We start from the raw sequence: 19,922 nt of genomic DNA, 5'->3' as shown, positions 1-19,922 counted from the left end.
TCGAGGTCTTCGTCAACATCTCCGAGTACGAGCAGTCGTTTCTGGGTCGCCGAGCGGGTGCTGGAGTGGTCCGGTCTCCCGACCGTCAACGTGCGGGCGGCCATGTTCGTCGAGAACCCCCTGATGATTTGGCTGGCGCTGGAGCCGCTGAGCACCCCCGAGCACGGAGCCTGAGGAGCTATGACGGTCCGGTCAGGACGTGAACCGGCCGCTCGGCACGACCAGGTACTGCCGCAGGTACAGGTCGCGGAAGCTCACCGGGCCGCGCGGGCCGGGCACCCGGTCGATGTTGATGCCGGTTTCCGGCAGCCGCAACAGCTTGAAACCGTCGAGGAGCCGTGTGGTGGAGTTCCAGAAGACCCCGGAGCCGGTGTACGCGTCGATGAACCGGGCGGCGGCGGCCGGATCCTCGGTCGCGATCGCGGCGGCCAGCCCGGATGTCTCGTCATTGGCGATCCGGGCCGCGTGCAGTGGACCGTCGGCGGCGTCGACCGTCACGGTGGCCGCACGCTTCGGGTCGAGCGACCACTCGTACCCGCGCGGGTGGGGGTGCGGGGGCAGGGAGGCGTTGACGCCGAGGCGTTCCAGGAGCCGGAGAATGCCGGGCAGCCGCTCGGCGTACACGGATCGGTCGATGAGCAGCAGGTTGAGCCGGTTGCACACGCCCAGCCGGTCCAGGCTGTCGGCGATCAGCTGGTGCGCGGTCTTGTCGTCGGCGGCCGCATCCACGTACAGGACCCCGCCGCCGTCGGCATGGGCCAGGGTACGCACGCCGTGGCGGGCGGCCTCGCGGCTGAGGTCTCGGGTGCTGTCTCCGCTGCCGCGCAGGATGACCAGCGGAATGAGCTCGGGCAGGGACACCAGCGCGTACGCCGCCGAGCGGTCTTCGCTGGGAACCAACTGGATGGCGTCCGGATCGAGGCCGGCTTCGCCGAGGGCCGGTGCGATCACCTGGTCCACGAGGGCCCGCGACGAGCGGAGTGCGGCCGAACCGGTGCGGAGCACGCCGGCGTTGCGGGACTTGAGGAACTGGGAGGCGATGTCGAGGGTGACGTTCGGACGTGCCTCGAAGTTCGCGCCGATGACGCCGACCGGCCGGCGGCGTTCCAGCAAGGTGAGGCCGTCCGGGCGCTCTTCGAGGGCCTTGTCGCGAGGCTCGTGCGCCACGTCCGCCAGCGTGCGCAGCTCTGCGGCCATGCTCTCCAGACGTGGGCCGGTCAACCGCAGCCGGTCCTGGAGGGCGGGTGACATCCCGGCGGACACGGCTGCTGCGAGGTCTTCTTCGTTGGCGGACGTGAGGGTGGACCGCGCTGCCCGCAACCGGTCCGCCATGGCGCGCAACGCGGTGTCGATGGCCGTGTCCGTCGCGTTGTGGAGGGTCGCGCAGCTCCGCTTGGCCCGGATCGCGCAGTCACGCACCGCTTCTTCGGTGGAGCGGGTCTGGCGGTTGTCGTCGCTGGTCACGGGGGCGTCCTTCTGCGAGCCGGCGCATGGGCAAGTTCAAGAGGATCGTAGCATCGTTCAACAATCTTCAGATGGAGGAATCGGGCGGCGGAGCTGATCGGACGTACCGGTCGAGCGCATGCTCCAGGCCCCCGCCGCGCCGCTGACGGCCGGCAGGAGGTCGACGGCACGGGCGCCTCTCCAAGGCGACACGGTCTCCGCCGGGCCAGGAAATGATTGGACGGGATGACGCTCGGGCTTGTAGCTTTCAGCTGACCGTGACTCGGCCCGAGGAGGTGAGCCCCATGAACGCTGTATCGATGTGGGTGCTCCCCCTTCCCGTCACGGCCGGCGATTGACGTAGGTGTCGCCGGGAGCGCCTCGACAACAAGGCACTCCCGAAAGGCAACACCTATGAACTCTCCGCAGTTCCCCGCCGAGCCGCCGTCCAACGACAGCGCGCCCATGTTCGACGTGATCATTGCCGGGTGCGGGCCGACCGGCGCGATCCTGGCCGCCGAACTGCGGCTGCACAACGTGCGGGTACTCGTTCTGGAGAAGGAAACCGAGCCCAAGTCGTTCGTCCGCATAGTCGGCCTGCATATTCGCAGCCTCGAGCTGATGGCGATGCGCGGACTGCTGGAGCGCATTCTCCAGCACGGAAGACAGCGTCCGGCCGGCGGTTTCTTCGCCGCCATCAACAAGCCCGCGCCCAAGGGCCTGGATTCCGCGCACGCCTATCTGCTGGGCATCCCGCAGCCGGTCATCGAACGCCTGCTCGAAGAGCATGCGATCGAACTGGGTGCGCAGGTCCGGCGTGGCTGCGCGGTGGCCGGGTTCGAGCAGGACGACGAGGGTGTGACCGTCGAGCTGGCCGACGGGGAACAGCTGCGGTCGCGCTATCTCGTCGGCTGTGACGGCGGCCGCAGTACGGTACGCAAACTGCTCGGCGTCGGCTTCCCCGGCGAGCCCTCGCGGACCGAGACGCTGATGGGCGAGATGGAAGTGGGGGTGCCACAGGAGGAGATCGCCGCCAAGGTGACCGAGATCGGAGAGACCCACAAGCCGTTCTGGCTCAAGCCCTTCGGCGAAGGAGTCTTCAGCGTCGTCGTCCCCGCCGGGGGAGTCAGCGATCGCGCGGAACCGCCCACTCTCGAGGATTTCCGACAAGCGCTGCGCGCCATCGCCGGAACCGATTTCGGCGTGCACTCCCCGCGCTGGTTGTCCCGCTTCGGGGATGCCACCAGGCTGGCCGATCGTTATCGGGTCGGGCGGGTGCTGCTGGCCGGCGACGCGGCACACATCCATCCACCCATCGGCGGACAGGGCCTCAACCTGGGCGTTCAGGACGCGTTCAACCTCGGCTGGAAACTGGCCGCACAGATCCGCGGCTGGGCGCCCGAACCACTGCTGGACACCTACGAGGCCGAACGCCACCCGGTCGCCGAGGACGTGCTGGACAACACCCGCGCCCAGATGGAACTGCTGTCCACCGAACCGGGCCCGCAGGCCGTGCGCAGGCTGCTCACCGAACTGATGGACTTCGACGAGGTGAACCGCCATCTGATCGAGAAGATCACCGCGATCGGCATCCGCTACGACTTCGGAGAAGGCCCCGACCTGCTCGGCCGCCGCCTGCGCGACATCGACGTGAAACAGGGCCACCTCTACGATCTGCTGCATCGCGGCCGCGGGCTGCTGCTGGACCGCACGGAACGCCTGAGCGCCGGCGGCTGGTCAGACCGGGTCGACTACCTCGCGGATCCCACTGCGGCACTGGATGTTCCTTGCCTCCTGCTACGTCCCGACGGTCACGTCGCCTGGATCGGCGACGATCAGCAGGACCTGGACGACCACCTCTCCCGCTGGTTCGGCAAGCCCGGCCGAGGTCGGTACACGTCCGTCGGGTAGCGTCCCGACTTGCGCATCTCCCGCTGCCGATCAGGGTGCGGACGCGTTCGCGCTGTTCCCACAGCCGGTGCTGAACGTGGCGAAGGTCGCCGTGGGGCAACCCGGGAGGCTGCTCGGTGGGCCTCAAGACGCCCGGCCTCTACGCGTTCGGCGAACTCGTCAGCGTAGAGGTCGTCCCATTTCCGGATCTTGACAGCCGAAGAAGCCGACGCCGCTCAGGCGGGCTTCGGCCGGCTTCGGCCGTGGTGAGGCAGGTGAGGAAGCGCCGGGCGGGGTGCCGTTGCAGGAGGTGGTGACGATGGCCACCGGCCCGGTCGTGGGGAGGCGTCCGGCGTGTTCGTCCAGCGAGGGCCACGATCGTCTTCCAGCCGCGCTGGGCCCCCGTCAGCCGCGAGCGTCCGTGCCAGGCTCTCGCTGCTTCCCAGGTTCGAGCCGTACTGGCTGGAGGCGAAGATCCCCGGCACTGAAGCGGGCCCCAGTCGCCCCGCAGCGCGCTCACCGATCCGTCAGCGGACCGAATACCCGAGCATGGCGGCTTGACGAGTGGTCACGCGATGAGCAGGAGCACGCTGACCACCAGCATCACCGCTGCGGTGGCGCCGTGGATGCCGTAGGCGGCCGCCTTGGGCCCGTTGCTGCGCAGCACGATCACCGCGTCGCCGACGGGTATGGCGCCGGCGGCCAGCATGAACCAGCCCAGCAGGCTGGTTGTCCCGCCGACCAGCACGATGAAGATGAAGAGCCCTGCGGCGATGTCGCGCACGCCCTTGACGGACAGCCAGGCGTGGAAGCTCCGGTCCTCGGTCGGCGTGTCGGGGATCCCGAAGCCGACCGCGCCCTGCGGTGCCCAGAAGGCGCTGGCGCCCATGAAGATGGTGCCTGCGCCGATCAGTCCGGCGAGCGCAGTGGCGACAGTGCTGAGCATGATGAGTCGTCCTCTCAATTATTGATCGGCCTCGGCCGGGCGGGATGTTGTGGTTGAGACGGAAGATGTTTCACCTCGGCCGCCTTCTCGGCGGGAAAGATCAGCGCCCCGCCGAACAGCGTGGTGACCGGCGTCAGATCGATCTCCATTCCGGTCACCACGCCGAAGTTGTCCCGGCCACCGCGCAGCGCCCAGAACAGGTCCGGGTCGGAGTCCTGGGTGACGTGCCGCAGGCGGCCGTCCGCCGAGGGTGTGGGAGACCGCGCCCACCCGCCTGATCGGCCAGCCTGTTCATGATCCCTCCTTCTCGCCGCCGAGCCGGGTGGCCAGGAACCGGCCGGCCCGCTCCAGTGCCGCTGCCGCCTCGGCCGATCCGTCGTCGAGCTGGAACACGTGCGGTTGACGCGGAACCACCTCCAACGTCACCGCGACCTCGTCGGCCCCGGCACGTCCGGCCAGCCGTACGGCGTCGTCCAGCAGGAGCTCGCTCGAGCCGACCTGGATCAGCAGGGGCGGCAGTCCGGTGAGATCGGCGAAGACCGGGCTCAGCTCGGGCGCCGACCTGTCGCTGCCGGCGGCGTACCGATCGAAGAGCCACTTGAGATCGGCCGGAGCGAAGAACGGGTCCACCCCGTCCTTGGACCGCATGCTCGCGCCGCTGAGGGTCAGATCGACCGCCGGCGAGAACAGGACCGCCGCCGCCGGCATCGGCAGGCCCGCGTCCCGGGCGCGGATCATGGTGACGACAGCCAGAGCGGCACCGGCCGAGTCGCCCGCGACCACCAACCGCTGCGGGTCGACACCGGAGTCCATCAGCTCGCGATAGGCCGCCAGGCAGTCATCGGGCGCGGCCGGGAACGCATGCTCGGGCGCCAGCCGGTAGTCGAGCGAGACCGCCCGGCCGTCCAGGTGCCGCAGCAGCGCGGCGGAGACGTGTGCGGTGACACGCGCCGACCCGACCACGAACCCACCGCCGTGGAAATACAGCAGCACGTCCTCGCCCGCCGTGCCCGGTGCCGTGGTCCGCAGCTCCAGTGCCGGTCGCCCGCCGAGTGTCGTCGCCGACGAGTCGACGTCCGCAGGCAAGGGCCGGGTGAACATCGCCGCGAACTGCTCGCGTCGTTCGGCAATGTTGGGCATTTCGTCCCCCCAAGTTGGTCAAGCTCCCTAACAGTCAGGCGACCTTACCATCGTGCCGGCTGGTATCGTCAAGCAGCCTGACGAACTCGGCGAAAGAAGGACCGCACGACTATGACGACGCGTTCAGGAGCGGGGGAGCGGCGACAGGAGCCGAAGGTGCCGCTCCCCGCCCTGCTCACACAGGTCAGGGATATCGCGCTCGAGGGACTTCACCGGCAGCTGGCCGACGAGGGGTTCGAGGGGATCCGGTATGTCCACGGCTCGGTCTTCCGCTACATCGACGCCGAAGGTTCGCGGCTGACCACGCTCGCCGAACGCTCCGGGCTCACCAAGCAGGCGATCGGCGAGCTTGTCGGCGAACTGGAGAACCACGGTTACCTCGAGCGGATCGCCGACGACGCCGATCGCCGCGCGAAGATCATCCGGCTCACCGACCAGGGCAGGATGGCCCAGGCGGCAGCCGCCCGGATCCTCGCGGACGTCGAGCAGCGATGGTCTCGGCTGCTCGGCAGGGACCAGGTCGCCATGCTGCGGCGCGCTCTGGAACAGGTCATCGCCCTCGAGGCGGGTAGCACCTCGGACGCATCCCCTCCGCAGTAGGCGTGCCGGCACGGCGCCGGGCGTGGGTGTGGTTGTCGCGCGGGCTGTATCGCGCGCTGTACACCGCCTGCACCCGGGATGCTCGTGTGGGAAGGAATCCACCGCGCGGGATCTTGCCCCGGCGTGCCGATTGACGGGCGGAGGGACTCCTGTACTGAATCGGCGCGCGTATGTGGCACGATCAACGGCAGAATTCGAAACCTGCGACCGTCGGATCAGCCGGCAAAGGGTCCGATTTCTCTCCGCCCGCCGCTCTGCCCAGGAAGGGGAGTGGGCGCTGCGATGGTTCCCGGGAATAAGGGCCCCACAGCAGAAGCAATGCCACTCCCGAGGTCAGACTTTCACCGATTGCATATCCCGGCAGGCTTTGCGAAACTGCCTGGGGGCGGGTGGTGAACCCGGTTGTTTCGCGGCTGTTCCGAGTAGCGTCGATCGATATGTCCCCTCAGCGATGGTGGGAATGCGTAGAGCCTCCTAGCAGTACCTGTACGTCGACGGTCCCTTTCGCCGGCGGGCGTTCTCGCCTGTCCGGGGGCGGAGTCCTGCCGTTCGCGCGTCGCCGTCTCGACTCGTTTCCGAAGGCAGGGGGTCTGAAGGCAGGAGGGTGTCGCGAGTCGTGGCTGCTGTGGTGCATCCATAGCCAGATCTTGAGTCGGCCTGGTCGTCTTCTTTCGATGAATCGGAGATCTGATGCGCGTCGCCCTCCTCACCACGACCCAGCACGGTCACCTGAACCCGTATGTCCCGGTGGTCAATGCGCTCCGTACTGCCGGCAGTGAGGTTGCGCTGCTGCTGTTGTCCGCGGACGGTGGCGCGCTCGACGAGCAGCGTCGTCGGGCCTTGGGCAAGGCGCATGTTCACGCGATCGGGCAGGTCGAGATGGCGCCGTGGAGCGGCGACCCGGCGAAGATCGGCCCGATGCTCCAGTCGTCGCCGGTGGCAGAGCAGACGGCTGACGCGCTCCGTGCGACGGCGCCGGACTTCGTGCTCGTCGATTCGCTGCCGGTCACGGCGTCGGCCATGGTCGGCGCGCACGCGTCCGGCGTGCCGTACGGGATGATCTGGGCCAACCTGGGGGGAGTATGCCCGAGCGAGCATCGACGAGGTCGCTGGCCGTACGACGAGCAGGTCGGCGACTATCTGACCAGGCACGGGGTGTTGTGGTCGACCCGGACCCATTCGGCGCGTTCGCCGATTCTCAATCTGATGCCGACGATTCCTGCTCTCGTCGGGGACGACGCGGTCACCGACGACGGTGTCCAGCTGGTGGGATTGCCGGGTGCGGCGGGGACCCGCGGCGACGAGGTCGCCTTCTCGGGCCTGGATCGGATCGCCCCCGACCGTCCGCTGGTGTACGTCTCCTTCGGCACGATCTTCTACCGGCGGCCGGACCTGCTGCGCACGGTGATCACCGGGGCGGCGGCGACCGGCGCTCAGGTGATCGCTGCGGTAGGAGATCTCGCCGAGGAGCTCGCGCTGCCCGACGGCGTGCTCACCGCCCCGTACCTGCCGCAACGTGAGGTGCTCGAGCGCGCCGACGTGTTCATCACCCATGGCGGATACAACTCCGTGGCGGAGTCGATCCGGGCGGCGACACCGATGCTGGTGATCCCGCTGGCTGTGGATCAGCCTGTCCAGGCGTACTTCGTGGGCAGCGCGGGCTTCGGGACGGCGTTGGAGCCGGCCGGCGTCACCGAGCAGGCGGTCGCCGACGCTGTCACCGATCTGCTCGATCCCGCCCGCGACTACCGGGCCCGGCTGCGCGCCGCGCAGCCGGAGTGCGGCGATTCGGCCGTGCGCACGGCCGAGCTGGTCATCAGCACGGTTCAGACGCTTCAGCGAAAGGGGAGCAGTGACGATCGAACTGCAGCGGCCGGTGGGCGACCCGATCGTGGTCGATGATCTCGAGCGCCTCTCGTTCCGGGTGGATCGCCGCGCCTACACCGACGACGAGCTGGCCGCACCGGAGATGACCAGGATCTTCGATCGCTGCTGGTTGTACGTCGGGCACGAATCGGAGGTGCCCGGGCCCGGCTCCTACGTGGCACGCGACGTCGGCGGGCGCCCGGTGGTCATGGCGCGCGGGTCCGACGGGGTGATCCGGGTGTTCGCCAACAGCTGCACGCACCGCGGGGCCCTGATCTGCTCGCAGCCGGCCGGGCAGGCCAGATCGTTCCGGTGCCCGTATCACGACTGGACGTTCTCCAACCAGGGCGACCTGGTCGGGGTCCCGATCCCGGACGGGTACGGGCCGGGCTTCCGGAAGGCGGACTTCGGCCTGGCGCGGCACCGTAGTGACAGCTACCGCGGTTTCGTGTTCGTCACCTTCGATCCGGAGCAGCCGCGCACCTTGACCGAGTACCTGGCGGGTGCGACGGAGTATCTCGATCTGATCGACGACCAGTCCGAGGTCGGCATGGAGGTGATCCAGGGTGCGCAACTCCACGGGGCTCGGGCCAACTGGAAGCTCATGATGGAGAACAGCGTCGACATCTACCACTTCCGGGCCCTGCACAAGCGTTACGTCGGCTACATGGAGTCGCTGGGGTCGGTGCCACCACGACGACGAGGCGGCTTCGGCCGCGCCCTCGGACTGGGGCACGGAGCCAACGAGCTGCCACCGGCGGCAGCCCGCCCGCTCGCCTACTGGACGCCGATGTTCGGCGCCGAGGTCCGGCCGCGGATCGAGGCGACGGCCGCACGGTTCGTCGACCGGTTCGGCGCCGAACGCGCCCAACGGATCACCGGCACCAACCGTGCGGTGCTGATCTTCCCCAACCTGATGATCATCGACGCGATCGCGATCACGATCCGCAAGATCGACCCGATCGGCGCCGGCCAGATGGCCATCACCTCGGTCGCCCTGGCCCCCAAGGACGAGGATCCGGACATCCGCGAACTCCGCAAGAGCCACTACCTGACGTTCCTCGGCCCCGCCGGCTTCGCCACTCCCGACGACATCGAGATCGTCGAGTCGTGCCAGCGGGGTTATCTCAACCGCACGGTCCGCTACTCGGATCTGTCACGCGGCATGAACAAGGAGGTCCCGGAGACGACCGACGAGCTTCCCGCCCGCGAGTTCTGGCGGCAGTGGGACCGGCTGATGCACGGCGACGACGGTCACCTCGAGGTCGCTCGCCGGGCCGAGACGCAGGGGGCGGAACCGCGATGACCACCGAGCTGACGGTCGACGAAGCGGCCCAGGTGCGATTATGGCACCGGGTGAGTCAGTTCCTCTTCCGCGAGGCCCGGCTGCTCGACGAGTGGCGCCTGCTCGAGTGGTACGACGAGATGCTGACCGACGACGTCCGCTACTCGGTGCCGGCCACCGACGTCCGCGGCGAGACGGCCGACGCGCTCGGGCTCATCGACGACGATGCCGCCCGGCTGCGCCAGCGGATCGAACAACTCCTCAACGGTGAGGTGTGGTGCGAGAACCCTCGGTCGCGGACGAATCGGATGATCAGCAACGTGGAGATCCTGACTGATCGGGGCACGCACCTCGACGTGGCGGCGAATGTCGTCGTGCACCGGTTCGGGCACGGGCGCTCTGACGCGTACGTCGGCAAATGCCGGTTCGAGCTCGTCGTCGAGGGCGAGTCGTTCCGGGTCCGGAGACGGGTCGTGGTGCTCGACCACGAGACGTTGTACGAGCACGGAAAGCTCAGCATCATCCTGTGATCGGACAGTGACGGTGGCCGGCCCCGGCAGCGTCCCACCCGTTGCCGCCGCTCCGCCGAGTCTCCCTCGCGAGGTCTACGTCCTCAGCGTCGTCGGTGGCTGCGTCATGCTGGGCCTGGGACTGGTCCTCCCGGTGCTCCCGGTGTACGCGGCGACGTTCGGGGCCGGGCCCACCCAGATCGGAGCGCTCGTCGCCCTGTTCGCGTCGATGCGGCTGGCCGCCAGTCCGTTCTGCGGCCGGCTCGGAGTTCGTTTCGGGGAGCGGCGAGTCCTGGTCGCCGGCCTGCTGCTCTGTGCGCTCTCCTCGGCGCTGGCGGCGTTCGCCGGATCGTACGGGCAGCTGCTCGTGTTCCGCGGCCTCGGCGGCGTCGGCTCGGTGCTGTTCTCGGTGTCCGCACTGGCGACACTCCTGGCGATCGCGCCGGCCGACCAGCGGGGCCGGGCCGGCGCCGTGTTCGAAGCAGGCTTCCTGCTCGGCGGGATCTGCGGACCGGCACTGGGCGGGCTCCTCGCTCTCATCGCCCTGTCCGCGCCGTTCGTGGCGTACACCGCGCTGTTGCTGGCCGCCGCGGTGCTGACACTGGCGGTGCTCGGCACCGGCCGGACCGCCGGCGCGGAGCCCGGCCGTGACGTGGTCCGGCTGCCGGTCCTGCTGCGGGACCGGCGCTACCTGGTGGCTTGCCTCGCCGCGTTGGCGCAGGGATGGGTCCTGTTCGGGCTGCGCAGCGCACTGGTCCCCACGGTGGTCGTGGCGTGGCGACATGACGTGACGTGGGTCGGGTGGGCGTTCACGATATCCGCCGCCGTTCAGGCGCTGCTGATCATGCCGGCCGGCTGGGTCGTCGACCGGGCCGGACGCCGGCCCGCCATGATCGCCGGCACCGGTATCGCCGCGGCGGCGATCACCGCCTTGGTGTTGGTGGACAGGTACGCCTGGCTCGTCGTCCTGCTCAGTGTGTACGCGGCGGGATCAGCGCTGCTCAACGCCGCACCGGCCGCGCTGATCGGTGACGTCGTCGCCGGCCGGGCCGGCAGTGGCGTCGCCGTCTTCTCGATGTGCACCGATGTCGGCGCCGTGGTCGGACCGGTCGTCGTCGGGCTCATCGCCGAGCGGGTGAGTGTTCCGGCCGCCTTCGGCAGCGGCGCCGCGCTGCTGGTCGTCGCCTTCGTGGCGTCGTGGACGTTGACAACTGTTCGGCCAACACGAAGGAGTTGATCGATGAATCAGCCGTCTGACCGCCATGAGCAGGGTACGGCCATGTTCCGGCAGGTTTTCGGCCGCGAACCGCGCCCAGGTTCCTACCCGGAGTTCCTGCAGATCACCATCGACCACTTGTTCGGTGAGATCTGGACCCGCCCGCACCTGAGCGTCGAGGAGCGCGAACTGGTCGCGCTGACCGCGGTCACGCTGGCGCGGACCGATTGGGAGCTGCGCGGCCACATCGGTGCCGCCCTGCACCTCGGGATGTCGCGAGAGAAGATCGTCGAAGTCATCATCCAGCTCGCCTACTACGGTGGCTGGCCGGTCGCCAACAACGGGCTGCGCGTCGCCCAGGAGGTCTTCGCCGAGCTGGACGGCGCCACCGGGAGGGACGCGGACCATGACCAGTGAACCGTCCCCCCTCGACCCGGCCGAGAAGGTCGACCTGTGGCGCCAGCGGTTCTTCGAGGCCCAGGCGGCCGCAGAGGAGTTCATCATGGGGGAGTACGGCGAAGAAGGCGTGGCCGCGTGGATCCAGGCGAACTCCCGCATCACCGCGGAGCTCCTGCGAGCGCAACGGCCCGCCGGGGTGTCCGCCACCGATCACTTCATGACCCGGCTGCAGCGTCAGCTCTTGCTGTACGACTCGGCGGTGACCAGTGAGCCCCAGCCCTCGGGCACCGTCCTGCGCAACGCCGACTGCGGGATCCTCCGGTACCGCAAACGGGCCGCCCGCGCCGGCGTCGTACTGACGTTCTCGTCACCGTGCCCGTACTGCCAGGAACTCAACACCGCCATCGCCGCCCGCTACGTGGAACCGGACGTCACGGTGTCGTGCGAACAGGCGGGCGACGGGTGCACCTGGCGCGCGGAGACTCCTCACGCTCCAGGAGAGGACGCGGCCGGGTCACCGCACTTCGGACGAGCCGGTGGTTGAACCAACGGCAGTGCCGTGCGGTCGTCGGCCGGCGACCGGCTGCCGTCGAGCGTCATGCCGAGTTGCCGGCCCACGGCCACACACAGGTCGAACGCCGCGGTGCGGGTCAGGTCCTGATGATCGTTCTGGGTGAAGCACGCCGACGCCACGTTCTTGTTCCGTAGGCGCAGGTACCACGGGAACAACGAGCCCAGTGCGGGCTCGGTCAGCATCGTGCGCGAATGCACGATCGTCCCCACCAGCAGGTTGCCGAACGGGCGTTGTCGGGCGTTCATGAAGCTCTTCAAGCGTTCCTGGAAGATCTTCAGCACCGCGGGTACGTTCCCCGCGTACACCGGCATGGCGAGCAGCATCGCCTGCGCACCCTCGGCCAGAGCGACGACATGCTCGAAGTCGTCGTCGAGCGTGCACCGGCCCACCTCGGGATCAAGGCAGGTGTCCTCGCCCTCGCACATCGCGATGCGATGGTCGATCAACCGGATCCGCTGGATCTCCGCGTCACCGACCTCCCGGACGACGCCGGTGATCGCCGCCTCGAGCAGCGCGTCGGTCAGCGACGGGAGACGCCTCTGTGTGCAGGACAACGCAAGGATCTTCATCCGAAGGGCCTCTCCTGTCCGCTCAGCGTCACCCGAGACCGGCCGCCTGACGAAGCCCCCGTGGCCGCACGCTGAGGCAGCCTCAACCTACCCACAACTGAGCACCACCGAAACGGGTGTCGAAGAACGGCGCCTGTACCTGCCGGAGGCGTCCTGGGCGTGGCTGGACCACTACCAGGTCCGCACCTGGACCGGCCGGCGTCGGCACGCCGGTCTCCCGCGTCACATCCACGCCGGCATGCGGTGCAACCGCACCAGGTCGGCGCAGGCGCTCAGATCGCGTTGGCGCGGGCGATGTCGCCGAGCCAGGCAAGGCTGGGCTTCGGGTGGCGTTCGAAGGTTTCACGGTCCACGGCGATGAGGCCGAAGGTCGGATCCCAGCGTCCCCATTCGAAGTTGTCGAGCAGGCTCCAGTGCAGATAACCGCGGACGTCGATGCCGTCGTCCATGGCGTCGCGCAGATGCCGTAGCGCCTCGCCTGTGTAGGCGACGCGACGCTGGTCGTCGCTCGTGGCGATCCCGTTCTCGGTCACGACGATGGGGACGTCGCCGACGACGTCATGGGTGTGCCGTACGGCGATGCCGAGAGCGTCCGGCCGGTAGGCCCAACCCATGAGGGTGTTGTCCGGATGCTCAGGATGAGGAACGACGCCGTTCTCGTCGACGGGCTGGCTGGTGTAGGACTGCACCCCGACGAAGTCGTCTTCGCGTGCGGGCTCCAGGTACATGTCCTCCCAGACCTGCTGCACTTCCGTGTACCTGCTCTCGCAGCCCGGGGCAGGCACGAGCGCCTGGTTGGCGACCGTCCATCCCACCTTGGCGCCGGTCGCCTCGCGTACGAGGGGAGCGGCGGCGCGGTGAGCGGCGATGAGGGCTTCGCCGATCTCGGTGTCGGGCAGAGCACCGACGCGCTGGTACTCCTTCCCTTCCGCCACCCGCCGCAGCTGGCCATGGTTGAGCGCCAGGACGTTCGGCTCGTTGATCGTGCACACCCACTCGACGCCGTGGAGGATGGTGCACGCCTGCTCGACATAGCGGGAGAACGCCTCGACGGCACCCTTGCCGAGCCATGCGCCCCTTTCCCCGAACCAGAGGGGGTGCGTGAAATGGTGCAGGGTCACCACCGGCTTGATGCCCAGCCCGTCAGCCGTGTCGATCATGCGGCGGTAGTGGGCGAGCTCGGCCTTCGAGAACTTGCCGGGGCTGGGTTCGATACGGGACCACTCGATGCTGAACCGGTAGGCGTTGAGGCCCGCGTCGGCGAGCAGGCGCATGTCCTCCTGGTAGCGGTGGTAGCTGTCGACCGCGTCCCCGCTGAACTCCACGCCGTGTTCCGCGGCGGCATGTTCCAGCTGCCAGAAGTCATTGTTGAGGTTGTTCCCTTCCACCTGGTGAGCGGCGGTGGCGGCCCCCCAGAGGAAGCCCTGCGGAAATGATCGGGACACTGCTCTCCTTCGAAGGTGATAGTGCTGGTGGGACAGGCTCAGATCGGACGGCTGGCCGTCATGAGGGCCTGAAGCGCGTCCGTGGAGACGTTCAGGCCGGAGATGCCGATGAACTGACGCATGGTCATCGACGCGATCATCGCCAGCTGTTCCTCGGTGACCGGCGCGCCCGTGAGGCCGAGCGTGTCCATCACATCCGAACCCACCTGCGGGTGCTCGAACCACGCGCCCACGGGGGTGTCCATGGTCAACTCCGTGGCGATACGTTCACCCTCGAGCGTGAGGGCCGAGGACTGGAGCACGGTGTTGGCGTCGGCGCATACTTCGATGCGGTAGTCGCCCGGGGCGACGACCCAGCGGCCGGCGGCGATGTCCCAGTAGGCGAAAGCACGCCGGGGGAGGTCGATCTCCACGGTCTTGGTCTCACCGGGTTCGAGATGGACCTTCGCGAATCCCCGGAGCTCCCGCACCGGCCGTCGGACGGGTCCGGCTTCGGTCGACACGTAGACCTGGACGACGTGCTTGCCGGCCATGTTCCCCGTGTTGGCCACCTCGACGTGGGCGGTCGCGCTGTCGATGCCGGTGCGGGTGACGCTCAGTGCCGGTGTCTCGAAGGTGGTGTACGACAGGCCGTGCCCGAACGGGTACCTCACGGGCGTTCTTGAGGTGGCGAAGTAGCGGTAACCGACCAGGACGCCCTCGCCGTAGCGCACGTGCCCCTGTTCACCCGGGAAGTTCAGCCAGCTCGGGTGGTCCTGGAGCCGGATCGGGACGCTCTCGGCAAGGTGCCCGGACGGGTTGACCCGGCCGAAGAGGATGTCGGCGAGAGCACGCCCCCCTCCTTGGCCGAGCAGGAACCCCTCCAGAATCGCGTCCACGTCATCGTGCCACTGCTCGAGGGAGACGATTCCGCCGTTGGCCAGGACGACGACCGTGCGGGATGCGGCGGCTGCGACGTCGCGGATGAGCTCGACCTGCGGCGAGGGAAGGTCGATGGTGTCACGATCGAATCCCTCGGACTCGCGCTCTTCGCTCAGGCCGGCGAACACCACCGCGATATCGGCGCGGCTCGCTGCGGCGATCGCATCGGCGGCGAGCCGCTCGTCCTGTGGTCCGTCGATGGCGAAACCGGGCGCGTAGGTGATCGTCACCCCCTCCTCGGCCGCGATTGCCCGCATCTCGTCGAGGGGCTTGTCGACGCGCGTGGGATTGACGTGCGCGCTGCCGCCGCCCTGGTAGCGCGGCTGGTCGGCGAACGCGCCGATGACTGCGACGTGGGCGCCTGAGGGGATGGGCAGGACTTGACGCTCGTTCTTGAGCAGCACCGCGCACTCCTGCGCGATCCGGCGGGCGATCTCGTGATGTGCGTCCTCGTCGACCGTGACGGCGGACGTCACCTTGCGCCGGGACAGCGCGGCGATCCGCGCGACGCTGGCGTCGATGTCGGACTCCGAGATCTCCCCCGACCGGAGGGCTTCGATCACGTCGTCGTCGTGTCCCATGGCGCCACCGGGCATCTCCAGATCGAGTCCCGCCTTCAGGGCCGCGACCCGGTCGGTCACCGCGCTCCAGTCCGAGACGACGACTCCGTCGAAGCCCCACTCGTCGCGGAGCACCTCGGTGAGCAGCCACCGGTTCTCGGAGGCGGCCACGCCGTTGATCTTGTTGTAGGAGGCCATCACCGTTGCGGGGCGCGCCTCGGTGACGACGCGTTCGAACGCCGGCAGGTAGATCTCCCGGAGCGTGCGCTCGTCGACCTCGGAGCTGATCGTCTGCCGGTTGGTCTCCTGATTGTTGGCCGCGAAGTGCTTCACCGACACGCCCGGGCCCTCGGTTTGCAGAGCGCGGGCGAACGCGGCTCCGAGGACGCCCGACAGGTGGGGGTCCTCGGAGTAGTACTCGAAGTTCCGCCCGCACAGCGGGGAGCGCTTGATGTTGATGCCGGGGCCCAGGACGACATCGACACCCTGGGCGGCCGCCTCCCTGCCCAGCACGGCGCCGAGTCGCGCCGCGGTGTCCGGGTCCCAGCTCGAGCCGATCGCGACGCCGGGCGGGAAGCAGGTCGCCTTGTCGCTGTCGAACAGCGCGAGGTTGTCATGCCGGCCGGACTGGTGCCGCAGGCCATAGGGCCCGTCGGCCATCGAGATCACGGGGATCCCGGCTTCCTCCAGTGCCTCGGTCTCCCAGAAGTTTTTTCCAGACAGGAGCCTCGCCTTCTGCTCTGCGGGAACGCCGGCAAGGCGGTCGGTGTCATGATGAGCGGTCATCTTGCCTATCTATCCAGGTGCTATCGGACAGCGCGGATGTGCCGGGCCGCGAGGCTGGCCCCGAGGGCCACCACCGCGCCGACCAGGAACAGGGCTGTGTAGTTCTTGCCACCGCCGATGAGCAGGATGACCGGCGCGAAGATCGGGGCGATGGCGCTGGAGGTGGTGTTCGCGACGTAGTAGATGCCCATCCACCGGCCCGATTCGGCGGCGTCCGGGATCACGTCACTGGCCAGCGCCAGGTCGACGGAGCCGAACAGTCCCGCCGCGGCGAGGATGAAGACGACGGCGGTGGCGAAGAGGGGGATGCCGTCCGCGAACGCCAGGATGATCAGACCGGTCGCGGAGAGCGCGGTGGCGAGGTAGATGAACACCTTGCGGCGCTTCAGCCGGTCGGAGAGGACCCCGCCGACGATCGCGAAGGAGGTGGTCACGAGGATGCCGAGCCCTCCGACGAACGCCAGTTGCCGCCCGGCTTCCTCGGGCACGAGGCCGAGCCGGTCGAGCAGGAAGTACAGCTGGTAGGTGCTCAGGAAGGTCAGCCCCACCTGCATCAGGAAACGGCCGAGCCAGACCAGGGCGAAGTCGCGATGCTCGCGAGGGTCGAACACGAGCTGCCGCAACACCTCCGACAGGGCTTGCCGGTCCGTCGTGGCCTGTGCCGGGCGGTCGGGGATGGTGAAGGCGTACAGCGCGAACAGGGCCGCGAAGACGCACACGGGCAGGAGGAACAACAGGAGCAGGTGGCCGGTGAGCATGCCGCCGGCGAGGGTCCCCGTGACGCCGGCGAGCTGGCCGGCGACTCCTACCAGGGCGCCGACCGTTCCGCGCTGGCTGGACGGGATGGTCTCCGCGAGGACGGGGTTCATGGCGCCCAAGGCGCACCCCACGCCCATGCTGTACATGATCCAGCCGACGCCGATCAGCGTGGTGGTGGTCGCCAGGGCCATGAGCAGGCCGCTGCCCACGCAGATGACGATGCCCGCGGTGATCCAGGGGCGTCGGCGCCCCCATCGCAGCCGGGTCCGGTCGGACAGGACGCCGAACAGCGGCCCCGTCACCAGATTGATCGCAGCGGAGATCCCGAAGATGACACCGAGGGTCGTCTCCTTCCCCTGCGGATCCACCAGCTGCACCTTGTAGGCGACGGCGAAGAGTGTCGGGGTCAGCAACGCGAAGCTGCCCGTGAACATCGTGATCGTGAAGACGGAGATCAACCACTTCGACGCGCGAGGCGGCTCAGGCTGGACGTCGGCGACGATGGGACCGTTCCGGCTGTGGTCGCCGGATGCGTCGATCTGTGCGGCGTCCGGGGTGTGGGCGGTCATGGGCTGGCTCCCTTGCCGTCTCATCGAACGTGGCGGGTGGGGATTACTCGAGGACGAGCTCGGGAACGTCGATCGTCTTCGTGTGCCGGATGTCGGCGCTGGACAGGCCGAGCAGGAGAGCGACCTCGCCCGCTTCGACACCGCGCCGGCCGTCCGGCCAGGTGTAGGCGAGACGGGCAAGCGGTACGACCATGCCGATGGCCTGGCTGGCCCCCGCCTCGACGGGCACGCGCGCGAAATCGACGAGCTGACGCACGGGACGCACCACACTGCCGGCCTCGTCCCGTGCGTAGAGCTGCACCACCGCGGTGCCGGCCCTCGTCCCGGTGTTGTGCACCGTGGCGTGGACGTGGAACGCGCCCTCCTCCAGACGCGCCTCTTCCAACGTGAGGTCGAAGGAGGTGTAGGTGAGGCCGTGGCCGAACGGGTAGAGGGGGCTGCTGTCCGGCAGGTCGATGTAGCCGTGGCGGGGCAGCGCCGGATGGTCGTGTCCGCTGCCGGCCGGATGGCCGTGGTACATCGGGATCTGACCGACATGGCGAGGGAACGTCGAGGGAGTGCGACCGGCCGGCTCGACGATCCCGTAGAGCACGTCGGCGATCGTCGCTCCTGCGACATGGCCCAGCAGTGGTGCGAGCAGCACTGCCGCGGACGCCCGGTGCACAGGCTCGATCAGCAGGGGACGCCCGGAGACGACGACGGTGATGACGCGCTTGCCCGCGGCGCGCAGCGCCTCGACCAGCTCTGACTGGTTGCCGGGCAGGGCCGGGTTGGCCGTGGTGCGGCCCTCACCGGCCGTGTGGTTGCCGACCCAGCCGGTGCGTTCACCCACGACCGCGATCACCACGTCCGCATCCGCGATCACCGCTTCGACGGCCGGGGCGTCGATGGCCGGCGCGTCCGCCTGCAGACTGCCCAGCGGGTGGTACGTCACCTCCGGGTCGATCGCGCGGATCGCTTCGAGGACGGTCAGGGCGCCCGGGTGGAGGCGGCGCGCGCCTTCCTCGAAGACCGGCTCGATGCCGGGCAGCTTCGTCTGGAACAGGTCGGGGAACACGTCGGGCGTGGCCTGCACACCGGCCACCTGGCCGGTGGCGATGCGCATGATCGCCTGCGGGACCTCCGCGTCGGCGACCGAGGAGTAGGAGCCGAAGTGGATGCGGATCTCGTCCGCGGCCGGTCCGACGACGGCGATCCTGGCGCTGCCCGGGGTCAGCGGGAGGATGCCGTCGTTGGCGAGCAGGGTGACGGCGGCCTTGGCGACCAGGCGCGCCTGCTGGTCCGCCTCGGCGGCACTGATGGCGCGTGCTTCGGCGGGAGGCGTGGACCGGATCTGCGGGATGAGCCCGAACCGTGCCTTGAGCTCCAGGACGCGCTCGACGGCACGGTCGAGGACCTCCTCCGGGAGGGTGCCGTCCTCGACCAGGGGCCGCAGCCGGCTGGTCATGGCGGCGCTCGGCAACTCCACATCGAGCCCGGCGCTGAGCGCCTGCGCCGCGGCATGCCCGGGGGTCGCCGCGGTCCGGTACGTCTTGTGCAGCATGGTGACCGAGTCGTAGTCGCTCACCACGAGACCGTCGAAGCCCAGTTGCCCGCGAAGCAGATCCGTGAGCAGCCACCTGTTGGCGGCCGCGGGGATGCCGTCGATCTCGTTGTAGGAGTTCATGATCACGCACAGTCCGGCTTCCGCGATCGCCCGCCGGAACGGCTCGGCGTACACGTCGGTCAGCTCTCGCCGGCCCAGCTGGGTGGCGGCCTGGTTGAGCGCGCCGAGTGAGGATCCGTAGCCCAGGAAGTGCTTGCCGGTGGCGAGCATGCCGCTTTCGCCGCTGTCACCCTGGACGCCGCGGATGAACCCGATTCCCATGCGCGCGACGAGCTCGGGGTCCTCGCCGTAGGTCTCGTGGACACGGCCCCATCGGACGTCCCTGGCCAGATCCAGCAGGGGAGAGAAGAACAGGTGGATGCCGACGGAGCGAGCCTGTCGTGCGGCGATCTCGCCCACGGCCCTGGAGGTCGCCGGGTCCCAGCTCGCCGCCTGTCCCCATGGCGTCGCGAACTGGTGGCCCTGTGGATGGACGAGGCCGTTGACGCCTTCGGCGTGGATCAGCACGCCGATGCCGAGCGGGTTCACCTCTCGCGCGATCTCCTGGAAGCCGGCGAGGGCACGGCGGAGCCCCTCGATGTCCTGGTCGAGCTGCCAGCCCAGCGACAAGTGCCCTACCCCGTGCGGGCGGACCCGCGGGAGGCGGCCGATCTCGTACGGGAACCCCTTCGAAAGGTCGGGTGGAGGGCTGGTGGGGTCCTGGAGTTTCTCGAAGTCCACGAGGTCCATGGGCACGACACCCTGGATTTGACCGATCTTCTGGTCGAGGTCCATACGTGCGAGGAGCTTACGGATGTCGTTCATGATCTGAGGAGTCCTTGGGTCGGGCTGGGTGCCGG

At 69.0% G+C, this 19,922-nt stretch carries 17 protein-coding genes; 8 read left to right on the top strand and 9 right to left on the bottom strand.

What is annotated here, in order from left to right:
• Positions 1 to 192: 192 nt before the first annotated feature.
• The gene (locus tag AB0H81_RS09910) at positions 193 to 1,464 is read right to left on the bottom strand and encodes an aldehyde dehydrogenase family protein (RefSeq protein WP_358371789.1); all 1,272 of its coding nucleotides are present in this window, start codon (positions 1,462 to 1,464) and stop codon (positions 193 to 195) included.
• A 444-nt stretch (positions 1,465 to 1,908) separates the two neighbouring features.
• Here AB0H81_RS09910 and rox point away from each other — a divergent pair, with 444 nt between their 5' ends.
• The gene (gene rox / locus AB0H81_RS09905; protein WP_358371786.1) at positions 1,909 to 3,354 is read left to right on the top strand and encodes a rifampin monooxygenase; all 1,446 of its coding nucleotides are present in this window, start codon (positions 1,909 to 1,911) and stop codon (positions 3,352 to 3,354) included.
• Between the two features lie 547 nt (positions 3,355 to 3,901).
• Here the strand turns inward: rox and AB0H81_RS09900 are convergent.
• The 3 genes from AB0H81_RS09900 to AB0H81_RS09890 all read right to left on the bottom strand — a co-directional run bounded on the left by AB0H81_RS09900 (position 3,902) and on the right by AB0H81_RS09890 (position 5,419).
• Positions 3,902 to 4,279 carry a DUF4267 domain-containing protein gene (locus AB0H81_RS09900; RefSeq protein ID WP_358371783.1) on the bottom strand — a complete coding sequence of 126 codons (378 nt, stop codon included), beginning with the start codon at positions 4,277 to 4,279 and terminating at the stop codon, positions 3,902 to 3,904.
• Between the two features lie 14 nt (positions 4,280 to 4,293).
• Positions 4,294 to 4,428, bottom strand: a complete 135-nt coding sequence (locus AB0H81_RS09895) for a hypothetical protein (protein WP_358371780.1) — start codon at positions 4,426 to 4,428, stop codon at positions 4,294 to 4,296.
• A 142-nt stretch (positions 4,429 to 4,570) separates the two neighbouring features.
• Positions 4,571 to 5,419: an alpha/beta hydrolase gene (locus tag AB0H81_RS09890; protein ID WP_358371777.1), complete on the bottom strand. Its 849-nt coding sequence runs from the start codon at positions 5,417 to 5,419 to the stop codon at positions 4,571 to 4,573.
• Positions 5,420 to 5,530: 111 nt separating this feature from the next.
• Here AB0H81_RS09890 and AB0H81_RS09885 point away from each other — a divergent pair, with 111 nt between their 5' ends.
• The 7 genes from AB0H81_RS09885 (at position 5,531) to AB0H81_RS09855 (ending at position 11,838) form a co-directional block, all read left to right on the top strand.
• Positions 5,531 to 6,019 (top strand): MarR family winged helix-turn-helix transcriptional regulator, encoded by a 489-nt coding sequence (locus AB0H81_RS09885; protein ID WP_358371774.1) that lies wholly within the window; start codon positions 5,531 to 5,533, stop codon positions 6,017 to 6,019.
• A gap of 690 nt (positions 6,020 to 6,709) precedes the next feature.
• Positions 6,710 to 7,921: a glycosyltransferase gene (locus AB0H81_RS09880; RefSeq protein WP_358371770.1), complete on the top strand. Its 1,212-nt coding sequence runs from the start codon at positions 6,710 to 6,712 to the stop codon at positions 7,919 to 7,921.
• On the top strand, positions 7,872 to 9,191 hold the full coding sequence (locus tag AB0H81_RS09875) for an aromatic ring-hydroxylating dioxygenase subunit alpha (protein ID WP_358371768.1): 1,320 nt from the start codon (positions 7,872 to 7,874) through the stop codon (positions 9,189 to 9,191). The genes AB0H81_RS09880 and AB0H81_RS09875 overlap by 50 nt, the downstream gene beginning before the upstream one ends.
• Complete coding sequence (locus AB0H81_RS09870) at positions 9,188 to 9,700, top strand: aromatic-ring-hydroxylating dioxygenase subunit beta (RefSeq protein WP_358371765.1); 513 nt, start codon at positions 9,188 to 9,190, stop codon at positions 9,698 to 9,700. The genes AB0H81_RS09875 and AB0H81_RS09870 overlap by 4 nt, the downstream gene beginning before the upstream one ends.
• Before the next feature lie 7 nt (positions 9,701 to 9,707).
• Entirely contained in the window at positions 9,708 to 10,916 is a 1,209-nt protein-coding gene (locus AB0H81_RS09865) for an MFS transporter (RefSeq protein ID WP_358371762.1), read from the top strand.
• A 3-nt stretch (positions 10,917 to 10,919) separates the two neighbouring features.
• Positions 10,920 to 11,312 carry a carboxymuconolactone decarboxylase family protein gene (locus AB0H81_RS09860; RefSeq protein WP_358371759.1) on the top strand — a complete coding sequence of 131 codons (393 nt, stop codon included), beginning with the start codon at positions 10,920 to 10,922 and terminating at the stop codon, positions 11,310 to 11,312.
• Entirely contained in the window at positions 11,302 to 11,838 is a 537-nt protein-coding gene (locus tag AB0H81_RS09855; RefSeq protein ID WP_358371757.1) for a hypothetical protein, read from the top strand. Before AB0H81_RS09860 ends, AB0H81_RS09855 begins: the two co-directional genes overlap by 11 nt.
• Here the strand turns inward: AB0H81_RS09855 and AB0H81_RS09850 are convergent.
• From AB0H81_RS09850 to AB0H81_RS09830, 5 genes are all read right to left on the bottom strand, one after another.
• Positions 11,781 to 12,437 (bottom strand): NAD(P)H-dependent oxidoreductase, encoded by a 657-nt coding sequence (locus AB0H81_RS09850; protein WP_358371754.1) that lies wholly within the window; start codon positions 12,435 to 12,437, stop codon positions 11,781 to 11,783. The two genes, AB0H81_RS09855 and AB0H81_RS09850, sit on opposite strands and share 58 nt — an antisense overlap.
• 272 nt (positions 12,438 to 12,709) lie before the next feature.
• Positions 12,710 to 13,882, bottom strand: coding sequence for a family 1 glycosylhydrolase (locus AB0H81_RS09845; protein ID WP_358371751.1), 1,173 nt, complete (start codon positions 13,880 to 13,882; stop codon positions 12,710 to 12,712).
• A gap of 38 nt (positions 13,883 to 13,920) precedes the next feature.
• Positions 13,921 to 16,149, bottom strand: a complete 2,229-nt coding sequence (locus AB0H81_RS09840; protein WP_358371748.1) for a glycoside hydrolase family 3 C-terminal domain-containing protein — start codon at positions 16,147 to 16,149, stop codon at positions 13,921 to 13,923.
• A gap of 20 nt (positions 16,150 to 16,169) precedes the next feature.
• Positions 16,170 to 17,477, bottom strand: coding sequence for an MFS transporter (locus AB0H81_RS09835; RefSeq protein WP_358371745.1), 1,308 nt, complete (start codon positions 17,475 to 17,477; stop codon positions 16,170 to 16,172).
• 43 nt (positions 17,478 to 17,520) lie between these two features.
• Positions 17,521 to 19,887, bottom strand: coding sequence for a glycoside hydrolase family 3 N-terminal domain-containing protein (locus tag AB0H81_RS09830; protein ID WP_358371742.1), 2,367 nt, complete (start codon positions 19,885 to 19,887; stop codon positions 17,521 to 17,523).
• Positions 19,888 to 19,922: the final 35 nt, after the last annotated feature.

Origin of the sequence: Nonomuraea sp. NPDC050691, from assembly GCF_040654455.1 — a bacterium.
GTDB lineage: Bacteria > Actinomycetota > Actinomycetes > Streptosporangiales > Streptosporangiaceae > Nonomuraea.
Note: the sequence above shows the minus strand (reverse complement) of the source record. Positions and strands in the feature narration are given on the sequence as shown.

Excerpts from the sequence above, each read along its gene's own strand:
- rox (WP_358371786.1), top strand. The coding sequence starts at position 1,909 with ATGTTCGACGTGATCATTGCCGGGTGCGGGCCGACCGGCGCGATCCTG.
- AB0H81_RS09900 (WP_358371783.1), bottom strand. The coding sequence starts at position 4,279 with ATGCTCAGCACTGTCGCCACTGCGCTCGCCGGACTGATCGGCGCAGGC.
- AB0H81_RS09895 (WP_358371780.1), bottom strand. The coding sequence starts at position 4,428 with ATGGAGATCGATCTGACGCCGGTCACCACGCTGTTCGGCGGGGCGCTG.
- AB0H81_RS09890 (WP_358371777.1), bottom strand. The coding sequence starts at position 5,419 with ATGCCCAACATTGCCGAACGACGCGAGCAGTTCGCGGCGATGTTCACC.
- AB0H81_RS09885 (WP_358371774.1), top strand. The coding sequence starts at position 5,531 with ATGACGACGCGTTCAGGAGCGGGGGAGCGGCGACAGGAGCCGAAGGTG.
- AB0H81_RS09880 (WP_358371770.1), top strand. The coding sequence starts at position 6,710 with ATGCGCGTCGCCCTCCTCACCACGACCCAGCACGGTCACCTGAACCCG.
- AB0H81_RS09870 (WP_358371765.1), top strand. The coding sequence starts at position 9,188 with ATGACCACCGAGCTGACGGTCGACGAAGCGGCCCAGGTGCGATTATGG.
- AB0H81_RS09860 (WP_358371759.1), top strand. The coding sequence starts at position 10,920 with ATGAATCAGCCGTCTGACCGCCATGAGCAGGGTACGGCCATGTTCCGG.
- AB0H81_RS09855 (WP_358371757.1), top strand. The coding sequence starts at position 11,302 with ATGACCAGTGAACCGTCCCCCCTCGACCCGGCCGAGAAGGTCGACCTG.
- AB0H81_RS09850 (WP_358371754.1), bottom strand. The coding sequence starts at position 12,437 with ATGAAGATCCTTGCGTTGTCCTGCACACAGAGGCGTCTCCCGTCGCTG.
- AB0H81_RS09840 (WP_358371748.1), bottom strand. The coding sequence starts at position 16,149 with ATGACCGCTCATCATGACACCGACCGCCTTGCCGGCGTTCCCGCAGAG.
- AB0H81_RS09835 (WP_358371745.1), bottom strand. The coding sequence starts at position 17,477 with ATGACCGCCCACACCCCGGACGCCGCACAGATCGACGCATCCGGCGAC.
- AB0H81_RS09830 (WP_358371742.1), bottom strand. The coding sequence starts at position 19,887 with ATGAACGACATCCGTAAGCTCCTCGCACGTATGGACCTCGACCAGAAG.